19 protein-coding genes are annotated in these 20,987 nt (G+C 58.6%); 12 read left to right on the top strand and 7 right to left on the bottom strand.

Annotated features, from left to right (window positions below; genetic code table 11):
- Positions 1–11: 11 nt before the first annotated feature.
- The 3 genes from M4NBBH2_RS08520 to M4NBBH2_RS08510 form a co-directional block, all read right to left on the bottom strand.
- Positions 12–401: an ACT domain-containing protein gene (locus tag M4NBBH2_RS08520; protein WP_116270525.1), complete on the bottom strand. Its 390-nt coding sequence runs from the start codon at positions 399–401 to the stop codon at positions 12–14.
- Positions 402–438: 37 nt separating this feature from the next.
- Entirely contained in the window at positions 439–942 is a 504-nt protein-coding gene (locus M4NBBH2_RS08515; RefSeq protein ID WP_116270524.1) for a nitroreductase family protein, read from the bottom strand.
- A gap of 68 nt (positions 943–1,010) precedes the next feature.
- Positions 1,011–1,628: a DNA-3-methyladenine glycosylase I gene (locus M4NBBH2_RS08510; RefSeq protein ID WP_116270523.1), complete on the bottom strand. Its 618-nt coding sequence runs from the start codon at positions 1,626–1,628 to the stop codon at positions 1,011–1,013.
- Between the two features lie 362 nt (positions 1,629–1,990).
- Here M4NBBH2_RS08510 and M4NBBH2_RS08505 point away from each other — a divergent pair, with 362 nt between their 5' ends.
- Complete coding sequence (locus M4NBBH2_RS08505) at positions 1,991–4,384, top strand: inorganic phosphate transporter (RefSeq protein ID WP_116270522.1); 2,394 nt, start codon at positions 1,991–1,993, stop codon at positions 4,382–4,384.
- Positions 4,381–4,953, top strand: a complete 573-nt coding sequence (locus tag M4NBBH2_RS08500; RefSeq protein ID WP_116270521.1) for a hypothetical protein — start codon at positions 4,381–4,383, stop codon at positions 4,951–4,953. Before M4NBBH2_RS08505 ends, M4NBBH2_RS08500 begins: the two co-directional genes overlap by 4 nt.
- A gap of 276 nt (positions 4,954–5,229) precedes the next feature.
- Here the strand turns inward: M4NBBH2_RS08500 and M4NBBH2_RS08495 are convergent, their stop codons facing one another.
- Positions 5,230–6,360 carry a transposase gene (locus M4NBBH2_RS08495; protein ID WP_116270520.1) on the bottom strand — a complete coding sequence of 377 codons (1,131 nt, stop codon included), beginning with the start codon at positions 6,358–6,360 and terminating at the stop codon, positions 5,230–5,232.
- A 532-nt stretch (positions 6,361–6,892) separates the two neighbouring features.
- Here M4NBBH2_RS08495 and M4NBBH2_RS08490 point away from each other — a divergent pair.
- The 3 genes from M4NBBH2_RS08490 (at position 6,893) to M4NBBH2_RS08480 (ending at position 9,730) form a co-directional block, all read left to right on the top strand.
- The gene (locus M4NBBH2_RS08490) at positions 6,893–8,368 is read left to right on the top strand and encodes an aldehyde dehydrogenase family protein (protein WP_116270519.1); all 1,476 of its coding nucleotides are present in this window, start codon (positions 6,893–6,895) and stop codon (positions 8,366–8,368) included.
- 352 nt (positions 8,369–8,720) lie between these two features.
- Positions 8,721–9,062, top strand: a complete 342-nt coding sequence (locus tag M4NBBH2_RS08485; RefSeq protein WP_049687151.1) for a NifB/NifX family molybdenum-iron cluster-binding protein — start codon at positions 8,721–8,723, stop codon at positions 9,060–9,062.
- Between the two features lie 98 nt (positions 9,063–9,160).
- A complete protein-coding gene (locus M4NBBH2_RS08480) occupies positions 9,161–9,730 on the top strand; it encodes a hypothetical protein (RefSeq protein WP_125064657.1) in 570 nt (189 codons plus the stop codon).
- A gap of 129 nt (positions 9,731–9,859) precedes the next feature.
- On the opposite strand, the gene M4NBBH2_RS08475 is transcribed toward M4NBBH2_RS08480, so the two are convergent.
- Entirely contained in the window at positions 9,860–10,207 is a 348-nt protein-coding gene (locus M4NBBH2_RS08475; protein WP_022443495.1) for a cyclophilin-like fold protein, read from the bottom strand.
- Between the two features lie 788 nt (positions 10,208–10,995).
- Between M4NBBH2_RS08475 and M4NBBH2_RS08470 the strand changes: the two genes are divergently transcribed.
- The gene (locus M4NBBH2_RS08470; RefSeq protein ID WP_116270517.1) at positions 10,996–11,955 is read left to right on the top strand and encodes a LysR family transcriptional regulator; all 960 of its coding nucleotides are present in this window, start codon (positions 10,996–10,998) and stop codon (positions 11,953–11,955) included.
- A gap of 58 nt (positions 11,956–12,013) precedes the next feature.
- On the opposite strand, the gene M4NBBH2_RS08465 is transcribed toward M4NBBH2_RS08470, so the two are convergent.
- On the bottom strand, positions 12,014–12,247 hold the full coding sequence (locus tag M4NBBH2_RS08465) for a hypothetical protein (protein ID WP_124944585.1): 234 nt from the start codon (positions 12,245–12,247) through the stop codon (positions 12,014–12,016).
- A 60-nt stretch (positions 12,248–12,307) separates the two neighbouring features.
- Positions 12,308–13,456, bottom strand: coding sequence for an alpha/beta hydrolase (locus M4NBBH2_RS08460; protein WP_116270516.1), 1,149 nt, complete (start codon positions 13,454–13,456; stop codon positions 12,308–12,310).
- 318 nt (positions 13,457–13,774) lie between these two features.
- On the opposite strand from M4NBBH2_RS08460, the gene M4NBBH2_RS08455 reads away from it, so the two are divergent.
- The 6 genes from M4NBBH2_RS08455 to M4NBBH2_RS08430 all read left to right on the top strand — a co-directional run bounded on the left by M4NBBH2_RS08455 (position 13,775) and on the right by M4NBBH2_RS08430 (position 20,838).
- The gene (locus M4NBBH2_RS08455) at positions 13,775–14,353 is read left to right on the top strand and encodes an NAD(P)H-dependent oxidoreductase (RefSeq protein ID WP_116270515.1); all 579 of its coding nucleotides are present in this window, start codon (positions 13,775–13,777) and stop codon (positions 14,351–14,353) included.
- Positions 14,354–14,616: 263 nt separating this feature from the next.
- A complete protein-coding gene (gene hutW, locus M4NBBH2_RS08450; protein WP_116270514.1) occupies positions 14,617–15,984 on the top strand; it encodes a heme anaerobic degradation radical SAM methyltransferase ChuW/HutW in 1,368 nt (455 codons plus the stop codon).
- 48 nt (positions 15,985–16,032) lie between these two features.
- Entirely contained in the window at positions 16,033–18,141 is a 2,109-nt protein-coding gene (locus tag M4NBBH2_RS08445) for a TonB-dependent receptor plug domain-containing protein (RefSeq protein ID WP_116270513.1), read from the top strand.
- Between the two features lie 18 nt (positions 18,142–18,159).
- A complete protein-coding gene (locus tag M4NBBH2_RS08440) occupies positions 18,160–18,741 on the top strand; it encodes an MptD family putative ECF transporter S component (RefSeq protein ID WP_238691389.1) in 582 nt (193 codons plus the stop codon).
- Positions 18,719–19,498, top strand: coding sequence for an energy-coupling factor transporter transmembrane component T family protein (locus tag M4NBBH2_RS08435; RefSeq protein ID WP_116270512.1), 780 nt, complete (start codon positions 18,719–18,721; stop codon positions 19,496–19,498). Before M4NBBH2_RS08440 ends, M4NBBH2_RS08435 begins: the two co-directional genes overlap by 23 nt.
- Before the next feature lie 14 nt (positions 19,499–19,512).
- A complete protein-coding gene (locus M4NBBH2_RS08430; RefSeq protein ID WP_238691388.1) occupies positions 19,513–20,838 on the top strand; it encodes an ABC transporter ATP-binding protein in 1,326 nt (441 codons plus the stop codon).
- Positions 20,839–20,987 lie beyond the last annotated feature (149 nt).

Here is a 20,987-nt window from a genome sequence, read left to right as displayed (position 1 = left end):
TCCTTTAGGATTCAGGATATTTCATTCGTCACAAGGTAACCCGCACGGCTGAGCGCCTGAACCGCGTTTTTGACGGTATGGCTCTTCACCAGGATATAGTCCGTGTTGTAGGTGGAGACCGCGAAAATCGGAATCTCCTCATCCGCGAGCACCTTGGAGATCCGGGCAAGAATTCCGGTGAGTGACATATCGAGCGTTCCCGCGACCCGCATCATGCGGTAACCCCGGTCGACGGGATAGGCGTCTGACGGCACGTCTGACTCAAGCGCCACGAGCGACAGCTCATCATCCGTCTTCCCAACAAAGACAAAAGGCGACTTCCAGTTAATAGAGGCGGGATTCCGGATCTTCGCGATCGCGAAGAAGTAGGGGAAGGTTTCGATCTTCAGGGCATTGGTCATCGGAGTCTCTTTTTTTATTTCCTGGGGGAGTCTCTGATCAGAGACGGGTGCAGCTGAAGCGTTCGGCGAGCGTCTTCGCGGGAGCAGAGTCTGCCGCGTGTCCCAGCGTGATGCCGGACTTCACTTCAAATCCCTCGGGGATCTGAAGGATCGAGCGGAGTTTCGCGGGGTCTTTCGTTCCGAGAAGGCAGCCCGCGATGAAGCAGGTTCCGAGTCCGAGATCCGCCGCGGCAAGAAGCATATTTTCAATGATCGCGCCGGCGTCAAGCGTTCCCACAGTGCCGGGCTTCGCGGAAACCACGATGAAGGCGGGAGCGCCGTAAAGCGGGTCGTGGCTTTCTGAAGCCATGAAGAATTTCCGGAGTTCCGCCATTTTTTCGCTTCCGGTGACTACCGTCAGGTGCACAGTGCCGTATTCCCCCATGCCGACCGGAGCCGCGCGGCCCGCGGCAAGAATCGTGTCCAGAGCTTCATCCGACACCGGCGTCGCCTCATAGGCTCTTGAAGAATGACGCCGGGCCAGCGTTTCACGGAATTCCATGGTTTTCTCCTTACAGAAAAACAGTTCGATGGAAAGACTAGCGCAAAGACACTCTTTCGGTATTGTCTCTAGCCTATAGAGGAAGAAAAATTTTTTCCGAACGATAGCCCGAGTGCTCGTATGGGTTCGTACCGGCTGCAGCGCGTTACGTGATCATTCACCATGCCGGTTGCCTGCATAAAGGAGTAGAGGATCGTGGTGCCAAGGAACCGGAATCCTCTCGCCTTGAATTCCTTCGCGACCCGGTCGGAGAACGGTGTGGAGGGCGGCACCTGCGACTCATCCGTCCACGCGTTCTCAATCGGCCATCCATCCGTGAAGCTCCAGTACCAGCGGACAAAGGACCCGGTTTTCTCCCGGATATCAATGAGTGTCCGGGCGTTCGTAATCGCCGCTTCGATTTTCATCCGGTTTCGGATGATGCCGGGATCGAGGAGCAGCCGATTGACGTCCGCCTCACCGAAGGACGCGACCGTTTCCGGATCAAACCCGGCGAACGCTTTCCGGTATCCCTCACGTCTTCCGAGGATCGTGGACCAGGAGAGGCCGGCCTGAGCGGATTCCAGAACCAGAAACTCAAAGAGACGCTTTTCGTCAATCGTCGGCACACCCCACTCGGTGTCGTGATACGCGCGCATCGCGAGGGATCCCGAGGCTCCCCAGGCGCAGCAGCGGTCGTTTGTCATGATGTGGTTTCCTCCTGATACCTGAAACGGCTTTCTGAATGGATGCCATCAGAGTCTGAGCGCGGATTTCCGCCGGGGCCGTTCCTTTTTTTACTGTTCAGGCCAGATTTCCGAGACATTTTTTGACGAATTCAGTTTTCGTAACTGATTGATTCCGTTCGCTGTCATGATTCCGTCATATTTCTGTCACGGAACCGTCATCTCGCTGAAGCCTTTCTGACATATTCGCCCGGCATACTCAGCACCGCTAATGGAGGCGGAGCGGGCCTTACCGGTTTTTTATGGGCAAGTAAAAGACTGGCAGCTGACGGGCCTGATCTCCTGCTTCCGACAACAGATTCCTACTTCCATCACTCACCATTATGGATACATTCTTTCTAGTTCTGCTCGTGTTCCTCGCGATTCTCGCCGCGGTGGACCTTTTCGTGGGCGTCAGTAACGACGCCGTCAACTTCCTGAATTCCGCGGTCGGCAGCCGCATCGCCCCCTTCAAGGTGGTGCTCGGCGTGGCTGCGGTCGGCGTGCTGCTCGGCGCGACGTTCTCAGGCGGCATGATGGAGATTGCCCGAAGCGGCGTCTTCCATCCCTCGATGTTCTCGTTCTCTGACGTGATTGCCATTTACTTCGCGGTGATGGTGACAGACGTCCTGCTGCTGAACGTCTTCAATAAGATGGGCCTTCCCACCTCGACCACGGTCTCGATCGTGTTCGAGCTTCTCGGCGCGGCGGCCGGTGTGGCGATCAACCGTCTGATCCAGAACGGTGAGTCCGCTCTTGGGTTCGGCGCTTATATCAATGACTCGAAGGCGCTCGGAATGATTTCCGCGATTCTCGTCTCGGTCGTTGTCGCGTTCCTCGCAGGCGTCATCGTGCAGTGGATCACCCGCGTGATCTTCACCTTCCGCTATGACCGTCTCTTCAAGAAGCTCGGCGGCATCTACGGCGGTTTTTCGCTCGCGATGATCTTCTACTTCCTCGTGATGAAGGGGGCGAAAGGCGCTTCCTTCATGACGCCTGACGTGCTCGCGTTCCTCGATGCCTACGGTACGGAACTCGTGCTCGGGATCTTCGTTGTCTGCTCGATTCTCCTGCAGCTCGGGATGATGTTCTTTAAGACGAACGTTTTCCGGATCATCATTCTTGCCGGTACTTTCGCTCTGGCCTTCGCGTTTGCCGGGAACGACCTCGTGAACTTCGTCGGTGTGCCGATCGCGGCGCTCGACAGCGCTCACATCTTTGAAGCGGCCGGTGCCGGCGCTTCGGCCTCCACCTTCACGATGGCGGGTCTCGAACAGGCGATCCCCGCACCGACTGCGCTGCTTCTCCTCTCGGGTGTCATCATGGTGATCACGCTTTTCACTTCGAAGAGCGCCCGTCACGTGATTGAAACCTCCGTGAACCTCAGCTCCTCCGCCGCGGGCGAAAAGGAACAGTTCGGCGCGACGCTTCCTGGCCGTATCGTGGTGAAGGGCGCGATGAAGTTCGGTGCCTTCCTCACCTCAGTCCTCCCGAAGCCGTTCCTCAAGTTCCTCGCGAGCCGCTTCGAACCGAAGCCGGTAGAGAAGGGTGAGGATGTGCTCCCGTTTGACTATATCCGCGCGTCTCTTAACCTCATCGTGTCCGCGATTCTGATCGCGTCCGCGACGTCCCTCAAGCTTCCGCTTTCGACCACTTACGTGACCTTCATGGTGGCGATGGGGTCGTCGTTTGCGGATCGTGCCTGGGACCGTGAAACGGCTGTGTACCGCGTGTCCGGTGTGATCACCGTGATTTCCGGCTGGTTTGTCACCGCTTTCTCCGCGTTCGTTGCCGCGGCGATCGCCGCGACCCTGGTGCTTAAGGGCGGCGAAGTGGTTTCTGTCCTTCTGATGGTGATCGCGATCGCTGTCATCGTGAAGACGAACTTCTGGCCGAACAAGGTTGAAGAAGCCGAGAAGGAAAGAATCCGTCTTACGGACCGTGACGGCATCCGCACGATGCTCGACCACGAAATTCCGCGCCACTTTGATAACGCCTCTGAACTCTACGGCGCGATGGTCTACGGCTTCCTGAATGACGATGAGCGGACGCTCCGCCGCGTCGTGAACCGCGCAAGTGAATGCCTCGATGAGCTCACCGAAAAGCGCTCGCTTTACTACCAGATGGCAAAGCATCCGACGGACCGCGCGGACAGCGATGCGAAGTACTTCTACTACCGCAGCTTCACCGGCATGCGTGAAATCGCCCGTACCCTTGTCCGCACGTCGACTCTCACGCGGGACCATGTCGCGAACCGTCACCGGGTCTTTACGGGTGAACTCGCTGAATACCTGAAGCGGCTTTCTGTTGAAGTGGATGCGGCGCGGCGCGATGTGGCGACCTTCTGCAAGGTGGGCGGCGACCTCACACCGCTGCACACCCGGATGAAGAACCTCTCTGAGCTTGTGGATCAGAGCCAGGAGGCGGTGCTTTCCGACGTGAACCGCTTTGGTCTGTCGCTTCGCGGCTCCGAGCTCTACCTCGTCCTCGTGCAGTTTGTCCGGGAACTCATTAACCGCTACGAAATTGTGGTGACGCTGCAGTGGCACCTGAATCAGGTGTGCCGGAAGGAAAAGCTCGATGTGCTGAATGAAGCGCACTCGGCGGCTGTCCCTGAAAACTCGGGCCGCCCGGTTTTCCCTGGCACCCGAAAGGGCGCTGTGACGGGATCCGCCATGATGGCTGATACCCCTGTGAGACTCTCCGCACCGTTTGTGAATAAGGAAACGAAATTATGACAAAGAAGCATGGTCGCGCTGAAATCCGCTTCAAGCTGGAGCATGACCTCTATGACGCGGCGGAAGAGGCTTTCCGTGAGGCAGGGCTTTCGATCGAAACCGGACTCATGCTGTTCCTCGCGCAGGTCGCGAAGCAGCATATCGAAGGCAAGGTGGTTGACGAGCCGCATGATGTTTTCGCGACAGTTGACGAACTGATGGAGTATCTCGAGGAACGTGAGGAGCGCCGCGCGGCTGAAAAGGCCGCCGCCCGTCAGGCGAAGAAGAACGAAAAGGTTCTCGCGGAGCTTGAGCGTGAAGAGAAAGAGAAGGAAAAGGAGCGCCTGAAAGCCGCGAAGAAGGCTGAGAAGGCGGACCGTGAGGCGGCTGAGAAAGCGGCTAAAAAAGCCCGCCAGGAGGCGAAGAAGGCGGAGAAAGCGGCGAAAGACGCTGTTCCGCAGACTGAAGCCGGGGTGGAGCCTCAGGCAGCCGCTCAGCCGGAACCGAAGTCTGAGAAGAAGCCCGTGAAGGCTTCCGAACCGGTGCCGACCGAAGTCGCGATCGCGGTGTCCAGGACGGCAAATTCCTGATTTTTCGTTCGCAGGAAATGCGGCCCTTCCCGGCGACCCGTTCGGACCGGACGCTGGCCGCACAGCTGAAAGCTCCGGGATTTTTCCGAACCCTGGGCTTTCCAGGGGGAACGCTTTCGGAGGAGGTTGATGGTGGTCAGGCCTTCGGAAGCTTTTTGAGTGAAGCGGTCTCTTGCTTGCCCTGAGAGGCCGCTGAGCGCGGGGTGCGTTCTGAACAGGTGAGTGATCAGAACGCACCCCATTTTTTATGGCCGGGAGCGGGAGCCGCGGAAGACATCAGGAAGCTTTGGAAAGTTTTCCGATTTCCCGGAGCACCTGGCTGAACCGTGTGACGGGCTTTGCCCAGTCGGGTTCGCTGTGCAGCTGTGCGAAGTAAAGCCGCTTCATGGGGTCTGCCCGCAGCCCGGTCTGACGGAATTTCTCCTGAGCGATCATCTCATCCGCGATCGGGTGCATATCGATTCCCTGAAGCACCGCGCGCCGGATCGGGGCGGGAAGCGAGAAGAGTGAGAGGAGGACCGGAATCGCGAAGTGAAGCGCGGCTCCGAGCGCGGGATTCACCTGTCCCCAGTCAGCTGCCGCGGTGTTCAGTGTGCCGCTCGCCTCTCCCCAGTCTTCCTCCGTGACGGCGGAGGCGATCCGGTGCCGTTCCTTTGTGAACCGCGCCTTGCTGATCTTCGCGAAGGGAAACGTGAGCGGGTAAAACACGGCGGACAGATCCTGGATGATCGTGGCCTGCGGGAAGAAACGCTGCGCCGCGTCAGACCAGAAGGGCTCCGTGTCGTCGGGCGGCACGGCGATAAAAGCGGCGTCCATGAGCCCCCGGACACGAAGCGACGTGAAAACCGATTTCGGAATCTCAATCGCGTTTCCGGCGATCCAGCCGCCAAGCGATACCGGAACGCCCTTCTTATCAAACGAAAAGGCGAGTGCCGCGAGGAGCTCGGTCACGCGGCCGCCGTCCTGCTTCCGCACTTTGATGGGCTTGATGAAGAGGATGGGAAGCGTCTCCGGCACGGGTCCCTCGCTCCATAGATCCGCGCCGCTTTGCAGTTTCCCGACCGCGGCCTCAATAAATTCCCGCGTCACCCGGGTGCCGTGGCGGGACAGTATGGAGTCGTGGATTTCAGTATCTGTTTTTCCGCTCCGAGAGAGCCGGTACGCTTCTTTTTCGATCTGGGGAAAAAGGCCCATGGAGTGATGATCGAGAGGCTTTCCGGGATTAAGGAGCCGCGGGGAATCGAGTTCTCCCTGGAGTTCCTCTTTCAGGGTTTCAAGCTCAGGCGGCAGCCCGGCATCCGACCCTTTGTAGGAGTTGAGGAGAATCTGAACGAGAGAGTCCGTCTCCGGGCCGCCCCTGCGGCGGGACCGGGGTTCTGATTTTGCGGAAATCTTCTTCTCAGCCATAACGGGTTCAGCGGATCTGTGTCAGAAAACTTTTCAACGAAGTGAGACTACCCTAAATTTGGTAGGAGCGGGACAGTTTTTGACAGCAGGGAAAACATCCGCCGGGGTCAGTCGGCTGTCGGAAGTTATTGATTGCTAATGATTCTCAAATGCAAAAAATCCCCGTCTGACGGGGTCTGGAGGGCTGCGTCGGGGAGCCGCCGAAAACGCTCCGAAGACGGAAATTCATTACGCCTTAAGGATTTTCACTTATTTCATTTCGTGTTACATCTCTGTTTTCAATTAAGAAAAAATTAAGGAAACCGCATTATTGATCTAAGCACATGTCCCCTTTTTTAGTCACGGAAAAAGGCCTCCCACTTTTTTCCAGTTTGCCTAGAATCGTTTCAGACATTTGAGAAAAGACGGAGTAGTATCGTCTAATTGAGGGTTTGCCACTAGCTCTTAGCCGGGATGCCGGCGGAGTGAGCGCGGTCACCGCGCGGCTCCAGGGCAGGGGAAGAGCGGACCCCGCTTAACATGAGGAGTGTTTATGAACAACATTTGTGATGCGTCCTACGGTCTATTCATCAATAACGAATTCGTGCCGTCCTCTGACGGAAAGACTTTCGCGACCGTGTGTCCGGCAAACGGCGAAAAGCTCGCCGATGTGTCTGCCGCGACCCCGGAAGACGTGGACCGCGCGGTCAAGGTCGCTACTGAAGCGTTCAAGACCTGGAGCAAGACGTCGCCTGCTGAGCGTGCCGCTCTGCTTCTGAAGATCGCGGACGCGATCGACGCGAACGTTGAGCGTCTTGCCACGGTGGAAATGCTCGATAACGGCAAGCCCTTCCGTGAGACCCGCAATATCGATATTCCGGCCGGTGCCGATCACTTCCGCTACTTCGCCGGCGTTCTGCGCGCCGCCGAAGGCCGTGCCGCCCAGATTGACGAAAACACGCTCTCCCTCGTGCTTCACGAGCCGCTCGGCGTTGTGGGTCAGATCATTCCGTGGAACTTCCCGTATCTGATGGCCTGCTGGAAGCTCGCCCCGGCGCTCGCTGCCGGCGATACGGTCGTGATCAAGCCGGCTTCTGACACGCCGCTCTCCATTCTTGAACTCGCGAAGCTCCTGAAGGACATCCTTCCGGCCGGCGTCGTGAACGTGCTCCCGGGTTCCGGCCGCGTGGCTGGCCAGGCGATCCTTGAGCATCCGGGCTTCGCGAAGCTCGCCTTCACCGGTTCCACCGAAGTGGGCCGCAATGTGGGTCTTGCCGCTGCGAAGCGCATCATCCCGGCGACGCTCGAACTCGGCGGCAAGTCCGCGAACATCATCTTCGACGACTGCAACTTTGATAAGGCGCTCGAAGGCGCTCAGATGGGCATCCTCTTCAATCAGGGCCAGGTCTGCTGCGCCGGCTCCCGCATCCTCGTTCAGGACACGATCTATGACAAGTTCATCGCTGCCCTGAAGAAGGAATTCGAGGCTGTGAAGGTGGGCCGTCCGTGGGAAGAAGGCGTGCAGGTCGGCGCTCTCGTTGATGAGCGTCAGCTGAAGAAGGTTCTCAGCTATGTCGATATCGGTAAGGAAGAGGGCGCTACCGTGATTACCGGCGGCCGCCGTCTGACGGAAGACGGTCTCGACAAGGGCTGCTTCATGGCTCCGACGCTGCTCGGCGATGTGACCCCCGATATGCGCGTCGCGCAGGAAGAAATCTTCGGACCGGTTGCCGTGGTGATCAAGTTCCACACCGAAGAAGAAGCGCTCGCGATCGCGAACGACTCGGTCTACGGTCTTGGCGGCGCTGTCTGGACGCAGGATATCAACCGCGCGATCCGTGTGGCCCGCGGCGTTCACACCGGCCGTATGTGGGTGAACACCTATAACGAACTGCCGGCTCACGCCCCGTTCGGCGGCTACAAGCAGTCTGGTATCGGCCGCGAGACCTATCTCTCGATTCTGTCTGCCTACACCCAGACGAAGAACATCTTCATTTCGCTTAACGAAAAGCGTATGGGTATGTTCTGAGCGGCATGATCAGACGGCGCCGCGTGCGGTCAGTCTGACCTCCCGCGCGGCGCCTATAACGGTTATGCTCAGAGCTCCCGGATTCAGGTCCCGATAACGGGCCGGATCCGGGACTTTCGTTTTTATTACGGTTCAGAGTTTTTTGTAGCAATGGATGGAGTTTTCTTAACGATTTACGGAAGCCCCGCTTCCTATAATCGTTATTACCCGAGATGGACAGGGATCGGGCCGGAAATCTTCCGGGCTGATCGCCTGTCCGGGTGCGGGGAACCTGAATGCTGCCGTCCGACCCCTCAGGAAACGGATGGATCCGGGAACTCTTTCCGGGCCCTTCCAATAAGGAGATAAGACAATGCGTATTGCAATTCCGGTTGAAAACGGCGAAATCTACCAGCACTTCGGTCACGCTCCGGCTTTCCGCGTCTATGACGTGGAGAACAGCAAAGTGATTCAGGTGCAGGAAGTGCCGGCCACGGGATCCGGACACGCTGCCATGGCAGGGCTCCTCGCGGACCTCAACGTGGGAACCGTGATCTGCGGCGGAATTGGTTTCGGCGCGGTGAGCGCTCTTGAGTCGATGAATCTGAATCTCATCGCGGGCGCTTCCGGAAACGCTGACGAGGCGGTCCGCGGATTCCTCACGGGGAAACTCGTGAATAATCCGGACGCGTTCCACGCCTGCGGCTGCCACTGAGGTTCGCTCGAAAGCACGAGATGAGGATCTCCCCGTCATTCTCTCGGGGCACCGGATCCTCATCCAATTCCTGCAGAAAAGCAGGTAGGACGAACGATATGAAACGCAGACTGATGCTTTTAGGGCTTGCGGCGCTGCCGCTTGCCGCGATCGCGCAGCAGGGACCGGGGATGGCCCCGCCGCCCCCTCCGCCTCCCGGACAGCCCGGGACGGGACCGGCTCCCGCTCCGGCGATGCCGGGCTGGGGCAACGCGACCCCTGAACAGGTGGACTGGATGGGGCGTCATATTGCTGAGGCGCTCCGGATCCGTCCGTATCAGAAGCCGACGTTCGACTCCTGGATCGCCGCGCAGCGGCAGCTCGCGGTTGACCGCCATGAGCATTGGCGCCGTGTGAGAAACGCGCCGGATCATCAGGCGCTCGCGGACGAGCAGGCGCATTTCGCGCAGGTTCTTGCGACCGACCTTGACCGCGTGGCGCTTACCCGCCGCCGCATGGTGTCTCATTTCGATCAGCCGCAGCGGCAGACGTTTGAGCGGATGGAATTCGGTCATCCGCCCCGTCCTCCGAAGCCCGCGCCGGATCCCCGGTTCGCGCCTCCGCCGCCTGGACCCCGTCAGGCATCCCGTCCGGCTCCAGGCCCCGGAGCCTGGGGACCCGCCCGGTAATAAACCGCGCCTGAATTTCAGTTCAAAAAGAAACCGTGCGTTCTTTCAAAGGAATGCACGGTTTTCTCTTGTGATGTTTAATCAGAAAAAGGTGAATTCAGTACACATTTCTGGCTTAATAAACCGCGGCTACTCCCACGACACATCGACATTCCCGCTTCCCAGCGCGCGGATCAGATCCTTTGTGTCCGTAACACGGCCGATCCGGGTGTAGGTGTAGGGGGAGTTTTCAGGCGTCATATAGAAGATCACAACGTAGTCATCCTGATACAGCATCACGTCTCCCGCTTTGGCGTGCACCGCGGGCGCTGCCGGGAACGTACGGTCCCTGAAGTGGAAGTACTTTTCGTTCCCGTTCAGTTCGAGCATCGGGAGCTTCGCCGGAAGCACTTTCCTGAAAGCCCGCGCGGCCGGCGTATCCGCTAGCTCCACCTTGAAGGTTCTGCCGCCAGCCGTAAACCGGATGAAATCTGTCATGACACCTGCCTCCTCTTTATCCGGGCCATTGACTCTGGTAAATTACTGACAACCACTTTTCAGCCCGGTTAAATGGAATTATCATCTTCCGGGTCAAATCCGGTGTGAAAGCGGGTTATTTTTTTGTCCGGAAGGCTTTGCGAGGCCTTAAATGAGACGATTTAGCAGAAATCCGGGGGAAGCTGGATTTCGCTATTCCAATAAGTAATAATTAATTGGAAGTTATGGCTTTTAGCTATTGACTGGAATAATTTGGTATTACAAATATCGGTTTGTAAAACCGGGATTCCGGATATTTTCGATTTTGTAATTGAAAAATATTGGCGTCATAGCCAACATAGCTGAAAATAAGGCATTTTTATCGGTTTTTGTGACGCATAAGAAGGGTCACATATATATCGTTTAAGCAAAAACCTGATTTTTAATGCCGTGAAACTGATTTTCAGAGCACTTGAATGCGCGTCGGATGAGAAGCCGCCGGGGGTCCCCTGCTTGATCACCTCCGTGTTCCATTTATTCGGCTAATTAATCTTATCCTGCTGATTTTGTTTTAAATAAAAGTTTAGTTTTGGTTGATCGATCAACGAAAAAGCAGAGCCTCGCCTTAAAAAGTTAACTAAATTAAACTTGGTTTAAAAGTTGTCAATTAATGGCGGGAAACAGTTTTGAACATCCTCAATAACTGTGCTCAGTCATAAGCGTGGTCTATGGCAAGACCCTGACAGGTTTATAATTTTTTCAAGGGGATGCCGTGAGACAAACGGCATCACGGTCCACAGGAGGCCGCAATGGAAATCAGGGTGCTTCGCTACTTCGTGACAATGGCCCGCGAAGGCAATATGACGCGGGCGGCTGAGCGGCTGTTTGTGACCCAGCCGACGCTTTCCAAACAGCTGAAGGACCTCGAGGAAGAGCTCGGGCGGAAGCTGTACGAGAGAACGAATTACAGTATCAGGCTCACCGACGCCGGCATGCTTCTCAGAAAGCGGGCCGAGGATATCCTGGCGCTCGTCGATAAGACTGAGGAGGAGTTCCGGGCCCTGAATGACCTCGATTCCGGCAGCGTCTCGATCGGGGCGGCGGAGTCCGACTCGATCAAGTATTTCGCCCGCACGGTGAAGCGGCTTCATGAGCGGTATCCCGGAATCCGTCCGGACTTTGTGAGCGGGGATGCCGATGACATCACGGCAAAGCTCGATAAAGGGCTCCTCGACTTCGCGATCATTGTGAATGACGCCGATCTCTCGAAGTACAACTACCTTGACCTTCCCGGGCAGGACCGCTGGGGCCTTGTAATGCGGCGTGACGCGCCGCTCGCGATCCGGAAAGCGGTGCCGGTGGAGGATCTGCCGTTTCACCCGCTGATCTGCTCCCGTCAGGGTCTGCAGCAGGATCTCAGACGGTGGCTCGGAGACACCGCGGATCGCCTGAATATTGTCGCGACCTTCAACCTCGCCTATAACGCCGGCATCATGGTGCGTGAGGGGCTTGGGTACGCCGTGGTGTTTGATCACCTGATTGATACCTGCCCGGCCTCAGACCTCTGCTTCCGGCCGATCGTGCCGGCGAAGACAAGCGGTATGAAGATCATCTGGCGGAAGTATCAGGTGTTTACGCCCGCGGCGACCCGGCTGCTCGAAGTGCTGAAAGCGGATCTGGAGCGCGAGTTTGAAGCGGCGGCGAGAGACGCGGCTGCGGAAGCCCTGAAAGAGGATCCGGAGCGGCCTGGCGCCCGTCCGGCGAGATAACAGAAAGCCCCGTTTCAGAACGGGGCTTTGCTTTTTTCAAGCGGCCGCGGGGTTCTTCTCAGAGCTCACCCCGGCGGATCTTATAGAGGACGGAGTCGATGCAGTCGATCGACGATTCCTTCTCGTGAAGCGATCGAAGGAGCGACTCACGTTTCTCCTTCAGCTCCTCAATCGCGGAATTGCGGCAGCCGACCGTCAGAAGGTCACGGAGCCGCTCGGCATCTTCCACCCGGAAACCCGAGTCGAGAAGCTCTTCGAGAAGCATGGCGCTTCGATCTCTAAAGTCAGCCATCCTGCTGCCTCCATTTTCATCCTGAGCGGCGAACCTGCATCGCCGCTATCCATCCAAAGTCTACCGTGAAGCGGCGGAAGGCGCGAGGTTCTTCGTGAAGAAGCTTTCGAGCTTCGCGAACGGAATGAGTTCCTTCCGATCGTAGAGATCCACGTGGTTCGCGCCCGGAATGATCACGAGTTCCTTCGGCTCAGCGGCGTTCCGGAAGGCCGTTTCTGCGAAGTACCGGGAGTGAGCCTTTTCGCCTGTGATGATCAGAACAGGGCGGGGCGAAATCTCCTTGATATAGGTGAGAAGCGGCATATTCATGAAGGAGAGCGGCATCGTACGGCACCAGGCGCTCGTCGAATTGACGGACCGGGGATGGAAACCGCGCTTCACCCGGTAGTAATCAAAGAACTCTTTCAGAACCGGATCCGGATTTTCCGGGAGCGTTTCAGGAAGGATCCGGTCGCCCTGCGTAACGTGACCCGCTTTATCCACCGGGAGATCGTGGCCGCCGGGCGGAATCGAGCCCTTCGCGGCGTCCTCCCAGCGCTTTTCGTTCAGGAACGCCTTCACGGCGCGGCGGTCCGCTTCGGTGTAGCGGTCGCGCCCCGCGCCGACCCCCCAGCCCATCGCGCGGCTCATGTCGTACATCACAACAGAAGCGACCGCGCGTACGCGCGTATCCATCGCGGCGGCGTTCAGCGCGAAGCCGCCGAATCCGCAGATCCCGATAATGCCGATCCGTTTCTGATCGACGATCGGGAGGATACCGAGCGCGTCAACCGCGGCGCTGAAGTCTTCGGTATTCACGTCAGGAGACGCCATATTGCGGGGGAGGCCGCTGCTTTCGCCGGTCCAGGAGGGATCAAAGGCGAGCGTGACAAAACCGCGCGACGCCATTTCCTGCGCGTAGAGCCCGGAACTCTGTTCCTTTACGGCGCCGAACGGCCCCGAAACCGCGATCGCGGGGAGCTCAACTCCCGCTTTCACGCCTTTCGGGGTGTAGAGGTCTCCCGCGAGCGTGAAGCCATAGCGATTCTTAAAGGTGATCTTCCTATGGTCCACATTGGGGTTCTTCGGAAAGACCTTGTCCCAGCCGGACGAGAGCGCCGGTGTGTCAGACGGCACCGCGGCCGAGGAGCCGGCAGCACTCGCGGCGGCCGGGAGTCCGAGGGGAGCGGCGGCGAGCGCCGCGCACTTCAGAAAATTACGCTTGTTCATAAAGGTTCCTCTGTTCTTTTAATAATCTGAGGGCTATTGCCCCTGTGATTCAAGTTTATGAAAACGCTCTGGTTATTTCCAATATTTTGTTTTCATATCTGGTTATAGCTTTCATCGATATCTATACATCCAGCGGAGGAGGAAAAAGTCCGCCTTTTGACAGTCGGGGCGGCATTTCTGCATTTGGAGACAAAACGCGGGCGTTTCAGACCTTAAAGCCTCACGCTTCCTGAGTGCGAAAGTAGAATTCGTGACGAAATATATTCGCGGGAACCTATAAAACCGGTTCCTTTCTCAGCAACGAAGGAATAAAACAAAATGAAGATTCTGATTGTCGACGCCGGCATGCCGTTTAAGGGTGGAAATGGCGGTGCGCTTAATCATCGCCTCACTGAAATCGAGAAGGCGACGCTTGAAAGCCTCGGGCACGAAGTGCAGGTGACGCGGCTCGCGGACGGCTGGAAAACCGAGGATGAGGTGGCGAAGTACCTGTGGCTCGACGCGGTGATTTATCAGACGCCTGCCTGGTGGATGGAAGCCCCGGCTGCTCTGAAATCATACGAAGACGATGTGTTTGGGGGCCCCGCGATGATCACGGGCGACGGCCGTCACCATGAGAATCCGGCCGTCAATTACGGAACCGGCGGCAAGCTGAAGGGCCGCTACATGATCAGCTCCACCTGGAACGCGCCGCTGAACGCTTTCCTCGCCCCGGATGAGTTCTTCGAAGGGAAGGGAATCGACGCCACGTTCTTCGGTCTCCATAAGGCGAACCAGTTTATCGGTCTCAAGCCGCTTCCGTCCTTCATGTGCAATGACGTGATCAAGAATCCGACGCTCGAGTCCGATATCGAGCGCCTGAAAGCGCATCTCGAAAAGGTATTCGGCCGCGCCTGATAACCGCGTGAGAATCGTTTCATCCTGAAACCGGTCTCTTAAAAACCCTGAAGCCCCGCAGTCCTGCGGGGCTTTTTTTGAGCCGGAACAGCCGGATTCCGGGGAAAAACAGCGTCTGGCATCGTCTCTTACAAAGTTAATGATAATGACAATGATAATAATTATCATTGACAAACAAAGATATGAAGTATATCTTTACGGGTACATGGGCGGGGTGAGATTCGTTCCGCCAGTCGCAAATCATTGATTGAACAGGAAAAACGATGGAAATGAAGATGCCGGTCCACGTGATGAAGCGTGGAGGAAGCCCGGAAGAAGCGTCGTGGCGTGCCCGGGTCACCGGAAATCCGCTCCGCGACGCGTTTGACCCGAAGATCATGACGCACGCAGGGATGAGCGCGAGTCTTGTGCCGGATGAGGAGCTCGCGGTCCGTATTGAAGAAATCGCCGATACGGTCCGGGGCCGCCGGACGGTTGCCTATATCAACGTGCCGTACTGCGAGACCCGATGCCTCTACTGTCTCTTCTATATCAAGCCTTACCGCAACGCGGAAGAAAGCCGCGCGTTCACGGATCTCCTGATCCGGGAGCTGGAGCTCTGGAACAAACGCAACGTTCAGACTGGACGGCCGCTTGAAGCGGTGTATTTCGGCGGCGGCACGCCGACCGCGCTCGAAGCTTCGGACATCGTGCGGCTGATCCGCGCGGTGAAGAAGAATCTGCCGCTCGCGAACGACTGCGAGATTACGTTTGAAGGTCGTCTCTCAAACTTCGGGCCGGACCGGATGGAGGCCTGCATGGAGGGCGGGACGAACCGCTTTTCGCTCGGTGTCCAGACGTTTGACACGAAGATCCGTCAGGCGGTCGGCCGCCGTTCCACGAAGGAAGAGCTTGTGCGGCAGCTTGAGCGCCTGACGGGCTACAACCAGGCCGCGGTGGTCGTGGATCTGATCTACGGCTTCCCTTATCAGACACTTGAAACCTGGAAGGAAGACCTCCGGATGGTCGCGGAGCTCGAGCTTGACGGCGCGGACTGCTATCAGCTCCGCGTCTTCCCGGGCGCTCCCCTCTACCGCTATATCGAGAAGGGAAAGCTTCCCGCGGGGCCGGACTCCGAAATGCGGGGCCTGATGTTCGCGGAAAGCATCCGCGCGATGGAGGCCTCTCACTGGAAGCGTCTCTCGATCAGCCACTGGGCCCGCGCGACGCGCGAACGGAAATTCTACAACTACTTCGCGAAGGGCCGCACGGACTGCCTCGCCTTCGGCCCCGGAGCCGGCGGCACGGTGTCGGGTTACGGCTACATGGTGAACCGGAATGTGGACGAGTGGAAGGCGTCTGTCGCGGCGGGCGAAAAGCCGGTTGCCATGATTACCGCCCCCGGCCGCTTCTGGAATGAGGCCCGGGCGCTGAACGAGCAGACGGAACTGAATTACCTTGACCCGGCGGCGCTCGAGCGTCTTTACCCGATCGCCTTCTCTGAACTCTGGCGCCCGGCGATTGAGAACTGGCTTGAAGCCGGTTTGATTGAACCCGATGGCAGCCGTTACCAGCTAACCGTCTCCGGCCAGTTCTGGCAGGGACGTCTTACCCAGGCGCTGATGGATCTTCTCGCCTCAGCCTCAAAGTGACGGGACCCCGTGAAGGGGATCTCTATTCCAGCAGGGAATTAATAACAAATGCAAGGAAAGCATCATCTCACGCTCATCGCCGCGCTCACCGCCGCGGCTTTCGCGACAGCCGCCGGAGCGGCTGAAACCGCGGAAAAAACCGGTGAAGTCGTTGTGACCGCGAGCCGTGTCGCGCAGGAATTGGAAGACGTTCCGATGAGCGTCTCCGTCATCACGTCGGACGACATCCGCCGGTCCTCGGCCCGGACGGTGGGCGAGCTCCTGGAAGACATTCCGGGCGTTCAGATCATGAATGACGGAACGCAGGGGCTGAAGCGCCTCAGCATCCGAGGTGAGGACGCGTTTCGTACGCTCGTGATGATCGACGGTCAGAAGATTTCGGAGCATAAGTCGATGTCCGGCGCTCCGATCCTCATTGATCCGACGGAGATCGAGCGTATCGAAGTGATCAAGGGACCGGCCTCCGTTCTATACGGCTCTGACGCGATCGGCGGCGCCGTGAATATCATCACGAAGAAAGGGGGCGATAAGCCCTTTGAAGCCGAGGCGTCGATCGGTTACAACGGCGCTGGCCGCGGTTTAAGCGAAGGAGCGACGATTTCGGGCTCCACGCACGGTTTCCACTATCGGCTGAATGGCAGCTACGAGAGCCACGGCGATATCCGCACTCCCTACGGAAAGCAGGAAAACACGAATTTCCGCGCGAAGTCGGGCGGTCTCTATCTCGCTTACGACATCACTGATCACTGGACCGCGGGTCTCACGGCAGATACGTTTGACTCCTCAATCCACGGGGGTGTTTTCGGAATGTCACCGGACGCCTTCTCGGTTGATGTGCCGAAGTGGCGCCGCGACAAGGTGGGGCTTTTCGCTGAAGGGAAGAACCTCTCGAAGTACCTCTCCCGCGTCCGCTGGGACGGCTACTGGCAGAAGAACGACAAGGAAATGCTGAACCATGTGAGCCAGGGGATGACGATGGACAACACGGCGGATAACCGCGTGAAGACCCTCGGCACCTCGATCCAGATGGATTGGCAGCTCGGAGCGCGCAATTTCCTGATCACGGGCTACGAATACTCGCAGGATAAGCTTTCCGCGGATACCGGCGTTCACATGGTGATGAAGCAGCCCCTCGGCCCCGGCATGTCGTCCGACATGGATTACACGACGGACCGCGTGAATGAAGGCAAGCAAACCGTCCACGCAGTTTTCGCCTCCATGGAGACGCAGCTCCCCTGGGATCTCACCGCGAATTACGGTGTCCGCTACACGTGGGTGGATTCCGAAATGAATACCGCGACGGCGTCGAAAAACGGTTACACCCGCATCACCATGCCGCGCAGAACGATCAATAGAGAGTATGTGAATGTGGATGATGGGTCCGCCGGTGACACGGGGTCGAGCGACAACAGCCGCGCGGTCTTTAATGCCGGCCTCATCTGGAAGGGAATCGATAACCTCGCGCTCCGCGCGACCTGGTCTCAGGGGTTCCGAGCCGCGATCCTTCAGGAGCGCTATCTCGCGACCTCGATGGGCGGTCAGGGAACCCTTTACGGAAACCCGGATCTGAAGCCTGAGACGTCGAATAACTTTGAGGTCGGTGCCCGCTTCAATAACGGCCCGGTGGTGATTGACGCGGCGGCGTTCTATTCCGACGTGAAGAACTACATCACGACGGAATACCTCGCGGACGGCGTCAACAGCCGCTATGTCAACGCCGATAAGGCAAAGACCCGCGGTCTCGAACTCGCGGCCTCCTGGAAGGCGACGGAACATATTGAGCCCTATCTCTCGCTCACCTGGATGCGCCGTCAGCTTGAGTGGGGTGATTACTCCACCTACCAGAGCGGCACGCCTGAGTTCTGGGCCCGTTACGGTGTCCGTACGGCTTTCGCGGTCCCGGGCGGCACGCTCACCACGGATCTCTATGCCCGAAGCCAGAACGAAACGAAGAGCTACTCGCGTACGACCGGCGTAACCACCCGGACCGCCGGTTTCACGACCGCGAACTTCGCGGTCGGCTACCAGTTCGGGAAGCAGGGCGCGTATCAGCTCTCCGCTGAAGTAATCAACATCTTCAATAAGGGCTACCGCTACAACACTTCCACCTGGGAAGCTGAGCGGCACCTGAACCTGAAGCTTACGGCGAAGTTCTAAGAGAGGAGTGCGGCTTTCATGATGAACACCGCGGTATTCGGGGAGGGAAGGCTCCCCGACACACCGCGGCCCCGTTACTGGGCCGCGCGTGAGCTCGTCGCGATCGGCATTTTTGCGGCCGCGGCGAAGCTCACCTCGCTTCTCATCGCGCTTGCCGGGGGCGGGATGAATCCCGCAACGCTGCTGCTGAAAAATCTCGTTTTCACGACGCTCGTCGTTGTGATGCTCTACAAGGTGAGGAAGCAGTGGACGCTGCTTCTCTTCACCACGGTGAACATGCTGATCAGCCTCATTCTCCTCGGAGGGAGTGTCACGCTGATTCCGACAGCGTTCGCCGCGGCGCTTCTCGGTGAAGGCGCGATGCGTCTCGCGGGAGGCCCGAAAAGCCGGTTCGGTGTGTTCGCGGGGGTTGGGGTCTCGGATTTCGCGGCGAAAGTCCTGTCGCTCGGGGTCTCATTCCTCTTCGCCCGCGAAACGCCGGCCCTTGTCTGGATGGTCGTGCCGTTTGTGGCGATCGGCTACATCGGTTCATTTGCCGGGCTCTTCACCGGGGCCCGGGTGGTAAAGGAATTGCGTCATGCAGGGATCATTCAGTCTTAGCGCCGGAGAGAGGACGTGGCTCACGTCGCTCGACGCCCGATCCAAGATGGCGGTGACGGCGGCCGCGGCCGCGGCGACGATCGCGTTCTCGGGGTTCTGGGCTGAGTTCGCGCTTTTCGCGGCGTCAGCGGTCTACCTCGCGAGTGCCCGGCGCTGGAAAGTGTCGGCGGCTGCCTACATTCTCATGGCGCTCATGATGGCGATGTCAGTCGGCTGCGCGATGGTGCTCGCGCATTTCTTCCCCGCGATGGCGCGCGGCCTCGATATGAAGAGCCTCTCGATCCCGTTCCTCCGCGGTCTCACGATGATGAACGTGATTCTTCCGCTCGCCTTCTCGACCCGGATCCAGTCGGTGCTCGGAGCGCTGCAGTCGATGCGGCTGCCGTTCTGCATTTATCTCCCGGCGGCTGTCATGCTGCGCTTTATCCCGACCTTCGCGAACGATATCCGCCAGGTCTGGGAGTCGGTTCGGATCCGCGGCTGGAAACTGGGCCCCGTGGCGTGCGTGATTCATCCGTTCTTCGCGATGCGGCTTCTCCTTTCTCCGATTCTCTTCCGGACGCTTAAAACGTCCGACGAACTCGGAATCGCGGCTGAAATGAAGGGACTCGGGCTCCGTGCCCGGATGACCCCCTATCGGGAATCTGTCTGGAGCCGCGCGGATACCTGGCTGATGGTCACGACGATTCTCGTGATTGCCGCGGCGATCGCGCTTGAAATCGCGTTCCCGGATGCTGTGCGAGGGCCGCATCGATGAGAAACGAGAAAGTGATGGAACCTCTGATTTCGCTTGATCACGTTACGTACCGCTATCCCTTCACGGGGCGGGACGCCGTGACGGATATTTCGATCGACGTGAAGCCTGGCGAAGCGGTTCTTGTGACGGGGGTCAGCGGCTGCGGAAAAACCACGCTGATCCGTCTGATCAATGGTCTCGCCCCCGGGTACTACGGCGGGAAGGTGACGGGCAGCATCCGTGTTGCCGGGATCCCGAACGCGAGCCGAACGCTTCCTGAGATAGCGGCTGACTGCGGGACGCTTTTCCAGGACCCGGAGAACCAGTTCTTCGCGCTGAACGTCGAGGATGAGCTCGCGTTCGCGGAAGAGTGGCGGGGAACGCCTCGGGAAGGCATTCGCCGGAAGATCGAAGACGCCGTGAAGCGGTTCGGGATCGGCCGCGTGCTGTCCTCATCGATCCACGAACTCTCTGAAGGAGAAAAGCAGAAGGTCGGTCTCTCATCCATCACGATGACAGACCCGAAGGCGCTCATTTTCGATGAGCCGACCGCGAATCTCGACCCGGAGTCAACCGAGGCGCTCGCCTCTGAAATCATCCGGCTGAAGAAGGAAGGGAAGGCGATTCTCGTCGTGGATCACCGTCTCTACTGGCTCGCCGGAGCCGTGGACCGCGTGATCGTGATGGAGGACGGGCGGATGGCGGAAGAGGGGGATTTCTCAATTCTCACCCCGGAACTCTGCCGCCGCTATGGCCTGCGGTCTGCCGCGGTGCCGGATGTCCGGGAGACGCTGCCGAGAAACGAGGAGGCATCGGGCCGCCCGGTGCTCGCGGCGGACGCCGTTACCTTTGCCTACAAGGGGAAGCCCCCCGTGTTTGATGACGCGACGTTCGGCATTCACCCCGGGATCACCGCAGTGATCGGCCATAACGGCGCTGGGAAAACCACGCTCGCCCGTCTTCTCACGGGGCTCGCGAAGCCCGTGAAGGGCGGGTTCCTGCTTGGCGGCAAACGGGCTGACGCGAAGACGCTACTAGCCTCGGTGTCGATCGTGCTGCAGAACGCGGATCACCAGCTTCACATGAAGACCGTGCTTGGCGAAGTGATGTCGTCGCTCGCCGCGGCCGGACGCCCGGCTGAACGGGAAGACGCGCTGCCGCTTCTCTCGCTCTTTCACCTTGAGTCACTCGCGGAGCGCCACCCCCAGTCACTTTCGGGCGGTCAGAAGCAGCGTCTCGTGATCGCGCTCGCCTTCGCGAAGGATCCTGACGTGATCATTCTCGACGAACCGACTTCGGGGCTTGATGGCGTCAACATGCGGCGGATTGCCCGGGCGCTGGAATCCATGGCGAAGGAGTGAAAGGCGGTGCTTGTGATCACGCACGACCTTGAACTCCTGAAACTCTGCTGCGAAAGGCGGCTCACGCTTCCGATCAGAAACGAGGTTCTGGCGCGAGCCGCCTGAAACCCGTTTCTCTTCCCGGGGAAGCCCCGGGAAGCAGCTCTGAC

The sequence above is a fragment of the Mesosutterella multiformis genome (assembly GCF_003402575.1).
Lineage (GTDB): Bacteria > Pseudomonadota > Gammaproteobacteria > Burkholderiales > Burkholderiaceae_F > Mesosutterella > Mesosutterella multiformis.
This window is presented reverse-complemented; position numbering and strand designations above follow the sequence as displayed.

What these genes read in the sequence shown, in the direction of transcription:
- M4NBBH2_RS08520 (WP_116270525.1), bottom strand. Translation starts at nt 401, where the DNA reads ATGACCAATGCCCTGAAGATCGAAACCTTCCCCTACTTCTTCGCGATC.
- M4NBBH2_RS08515 (WP_116270524.1), bottom strand. Translation starts at nt 942, where the DNA reads ATGGAATTCCGTGAAACGCTGGCCCGGCGTCATTCTTCAAGAGCCTAT.
- M4NBBH2_RS08510 (WP_116270523.1), bottom strand. Translation starts at nt 1,628, where the DNA reads ATGACAAACGACCGCTGCTGCGCCTGGGGAGCCTCGGGATCCCTCGCG.
- M4NBBH2_RS08505 (WP_116270522.1), top strand. Translation starts at nt 1,991, where the DNA reads ATGGATACATTCTTTCTAGTTCTGCTCGTGTTCCTCGCGATTCTCGCC.
- M4NBBH2_RS08500 (WP_116270521.1), top strand. Translation starts at nt 4,381, where the DNA reads ATGACAAAGAAGCATGGTCGCGCTGAAATCCGCTTCAAGCTGGAGCAT.
- M4NBBH2_RS08495 (WP_116270520.1), bottom strand. Translation starts at nt 6,360, where the DNA reads ATGGCTGAGAAGAAGATTTCCGCAAAATCAGAACCCCGGTCCCGCCGC.
- M4NBBH2_RS08490 (WP_116270519.1), top strand. Translation starts at nt 6,893, where the DNA reads ATGAACAACATTTGTGATGCGTCCTACGGTCTATTCATCAATAACGAA.
- M4NBBH2_RS08485 (WP_049687151.1), top strand. Translation starts at nt 8,721, where the DNA reads ATGCGTATTGCAATTCCGGTTGAAAACGGCGAAATCTACCAGCACTTC.
- M4NBBH2_RS08480 (WP_125064657.1), top strand. Translation starts at nt 9,161, where the DNA reads ATGAAACGCAGACTGATGCTTTTAGGGCTTGCGGCGCTGCCGCTTGCC.
- M4NBBH2_RS08475 (WP_022443495.1), bottom strand. Translation starts at nt 10,207, where the DNA reads ATGACAGATTTCATCCGGTTTACGGCTGGCGGCAGAACCTTCAAGGTG.
- M4NBBH2_RS08470 (WP_116270517.1), top strand. Translation starts at nt 10,996, where the DNA reads ATGGAAATCAGGGTGCTTCGCTACTTCGTGACAATGGCCCGCGAAGGC.
- M4NBBH2_RS08465 (WP_124944585.1), bottom strand. Translation starts at nt 12,247, where the DNA reads ATGGCTGACTTTAGAGATCGAAGCGCCATGCTTCTCGAAGAGCTTCTC.
- M4NBBH2_RS08460 (WP_116270516.1), bottom strand. Translation starts at nt 13,456, where the DNA reads ATGAACAAGCGTAATTTTCTGAAGTGCGCGGCGCTCGCCGCCGCTCCC.
- M4NBBH2_RS08455 (WP_116270515.1), top strand. Translation starts at nt 13,775, where the DNA reads ATGAAGATTCTGATTGTCGACGCCGGCATGCCGTTTAAGGGTGGAAAT.
- hutW (WP_116270514.1), top strand. Translation starts at nt 14,617, where the DNA reads ATGGAAATGAAGATGCCGGTCCACGTGATGAAGCGTGGAGGAAGCCCG.
- M4NBBH2_RS08445 (WP_116270513.1), top strand. Translation starts at nt 16,033, where the DNA reads ATGCAAGGAAAGCATCATCTCACGCTCATCGCCGCGCTCACCGCCGCG.
- M4NBBH2_RS08440 (WP_238691389.1), top strand. Translation starts at nt 18,160, where the DNA reads ATGATGAACACCGCGGTATTCGGGGAGGGAAGGCTCCCCGACACACCG.
- M4NBBH2_RS08435 (WP_116270512.1), top strand. Translation starts at nt 18,719, where the DNA reads ATGCAGGGATCATTCAGTCTTAGCGCCGGAGAGAGGACGTGGCTCACG.
- M4NBBH2_RS08430 (WP_238691388.1), top strand. Translation starts at nt 19,513, where the DNA reads ATGGAACCTCTGATTTCGCTTGATCACGTTACGTACCGCTATCCCTTC.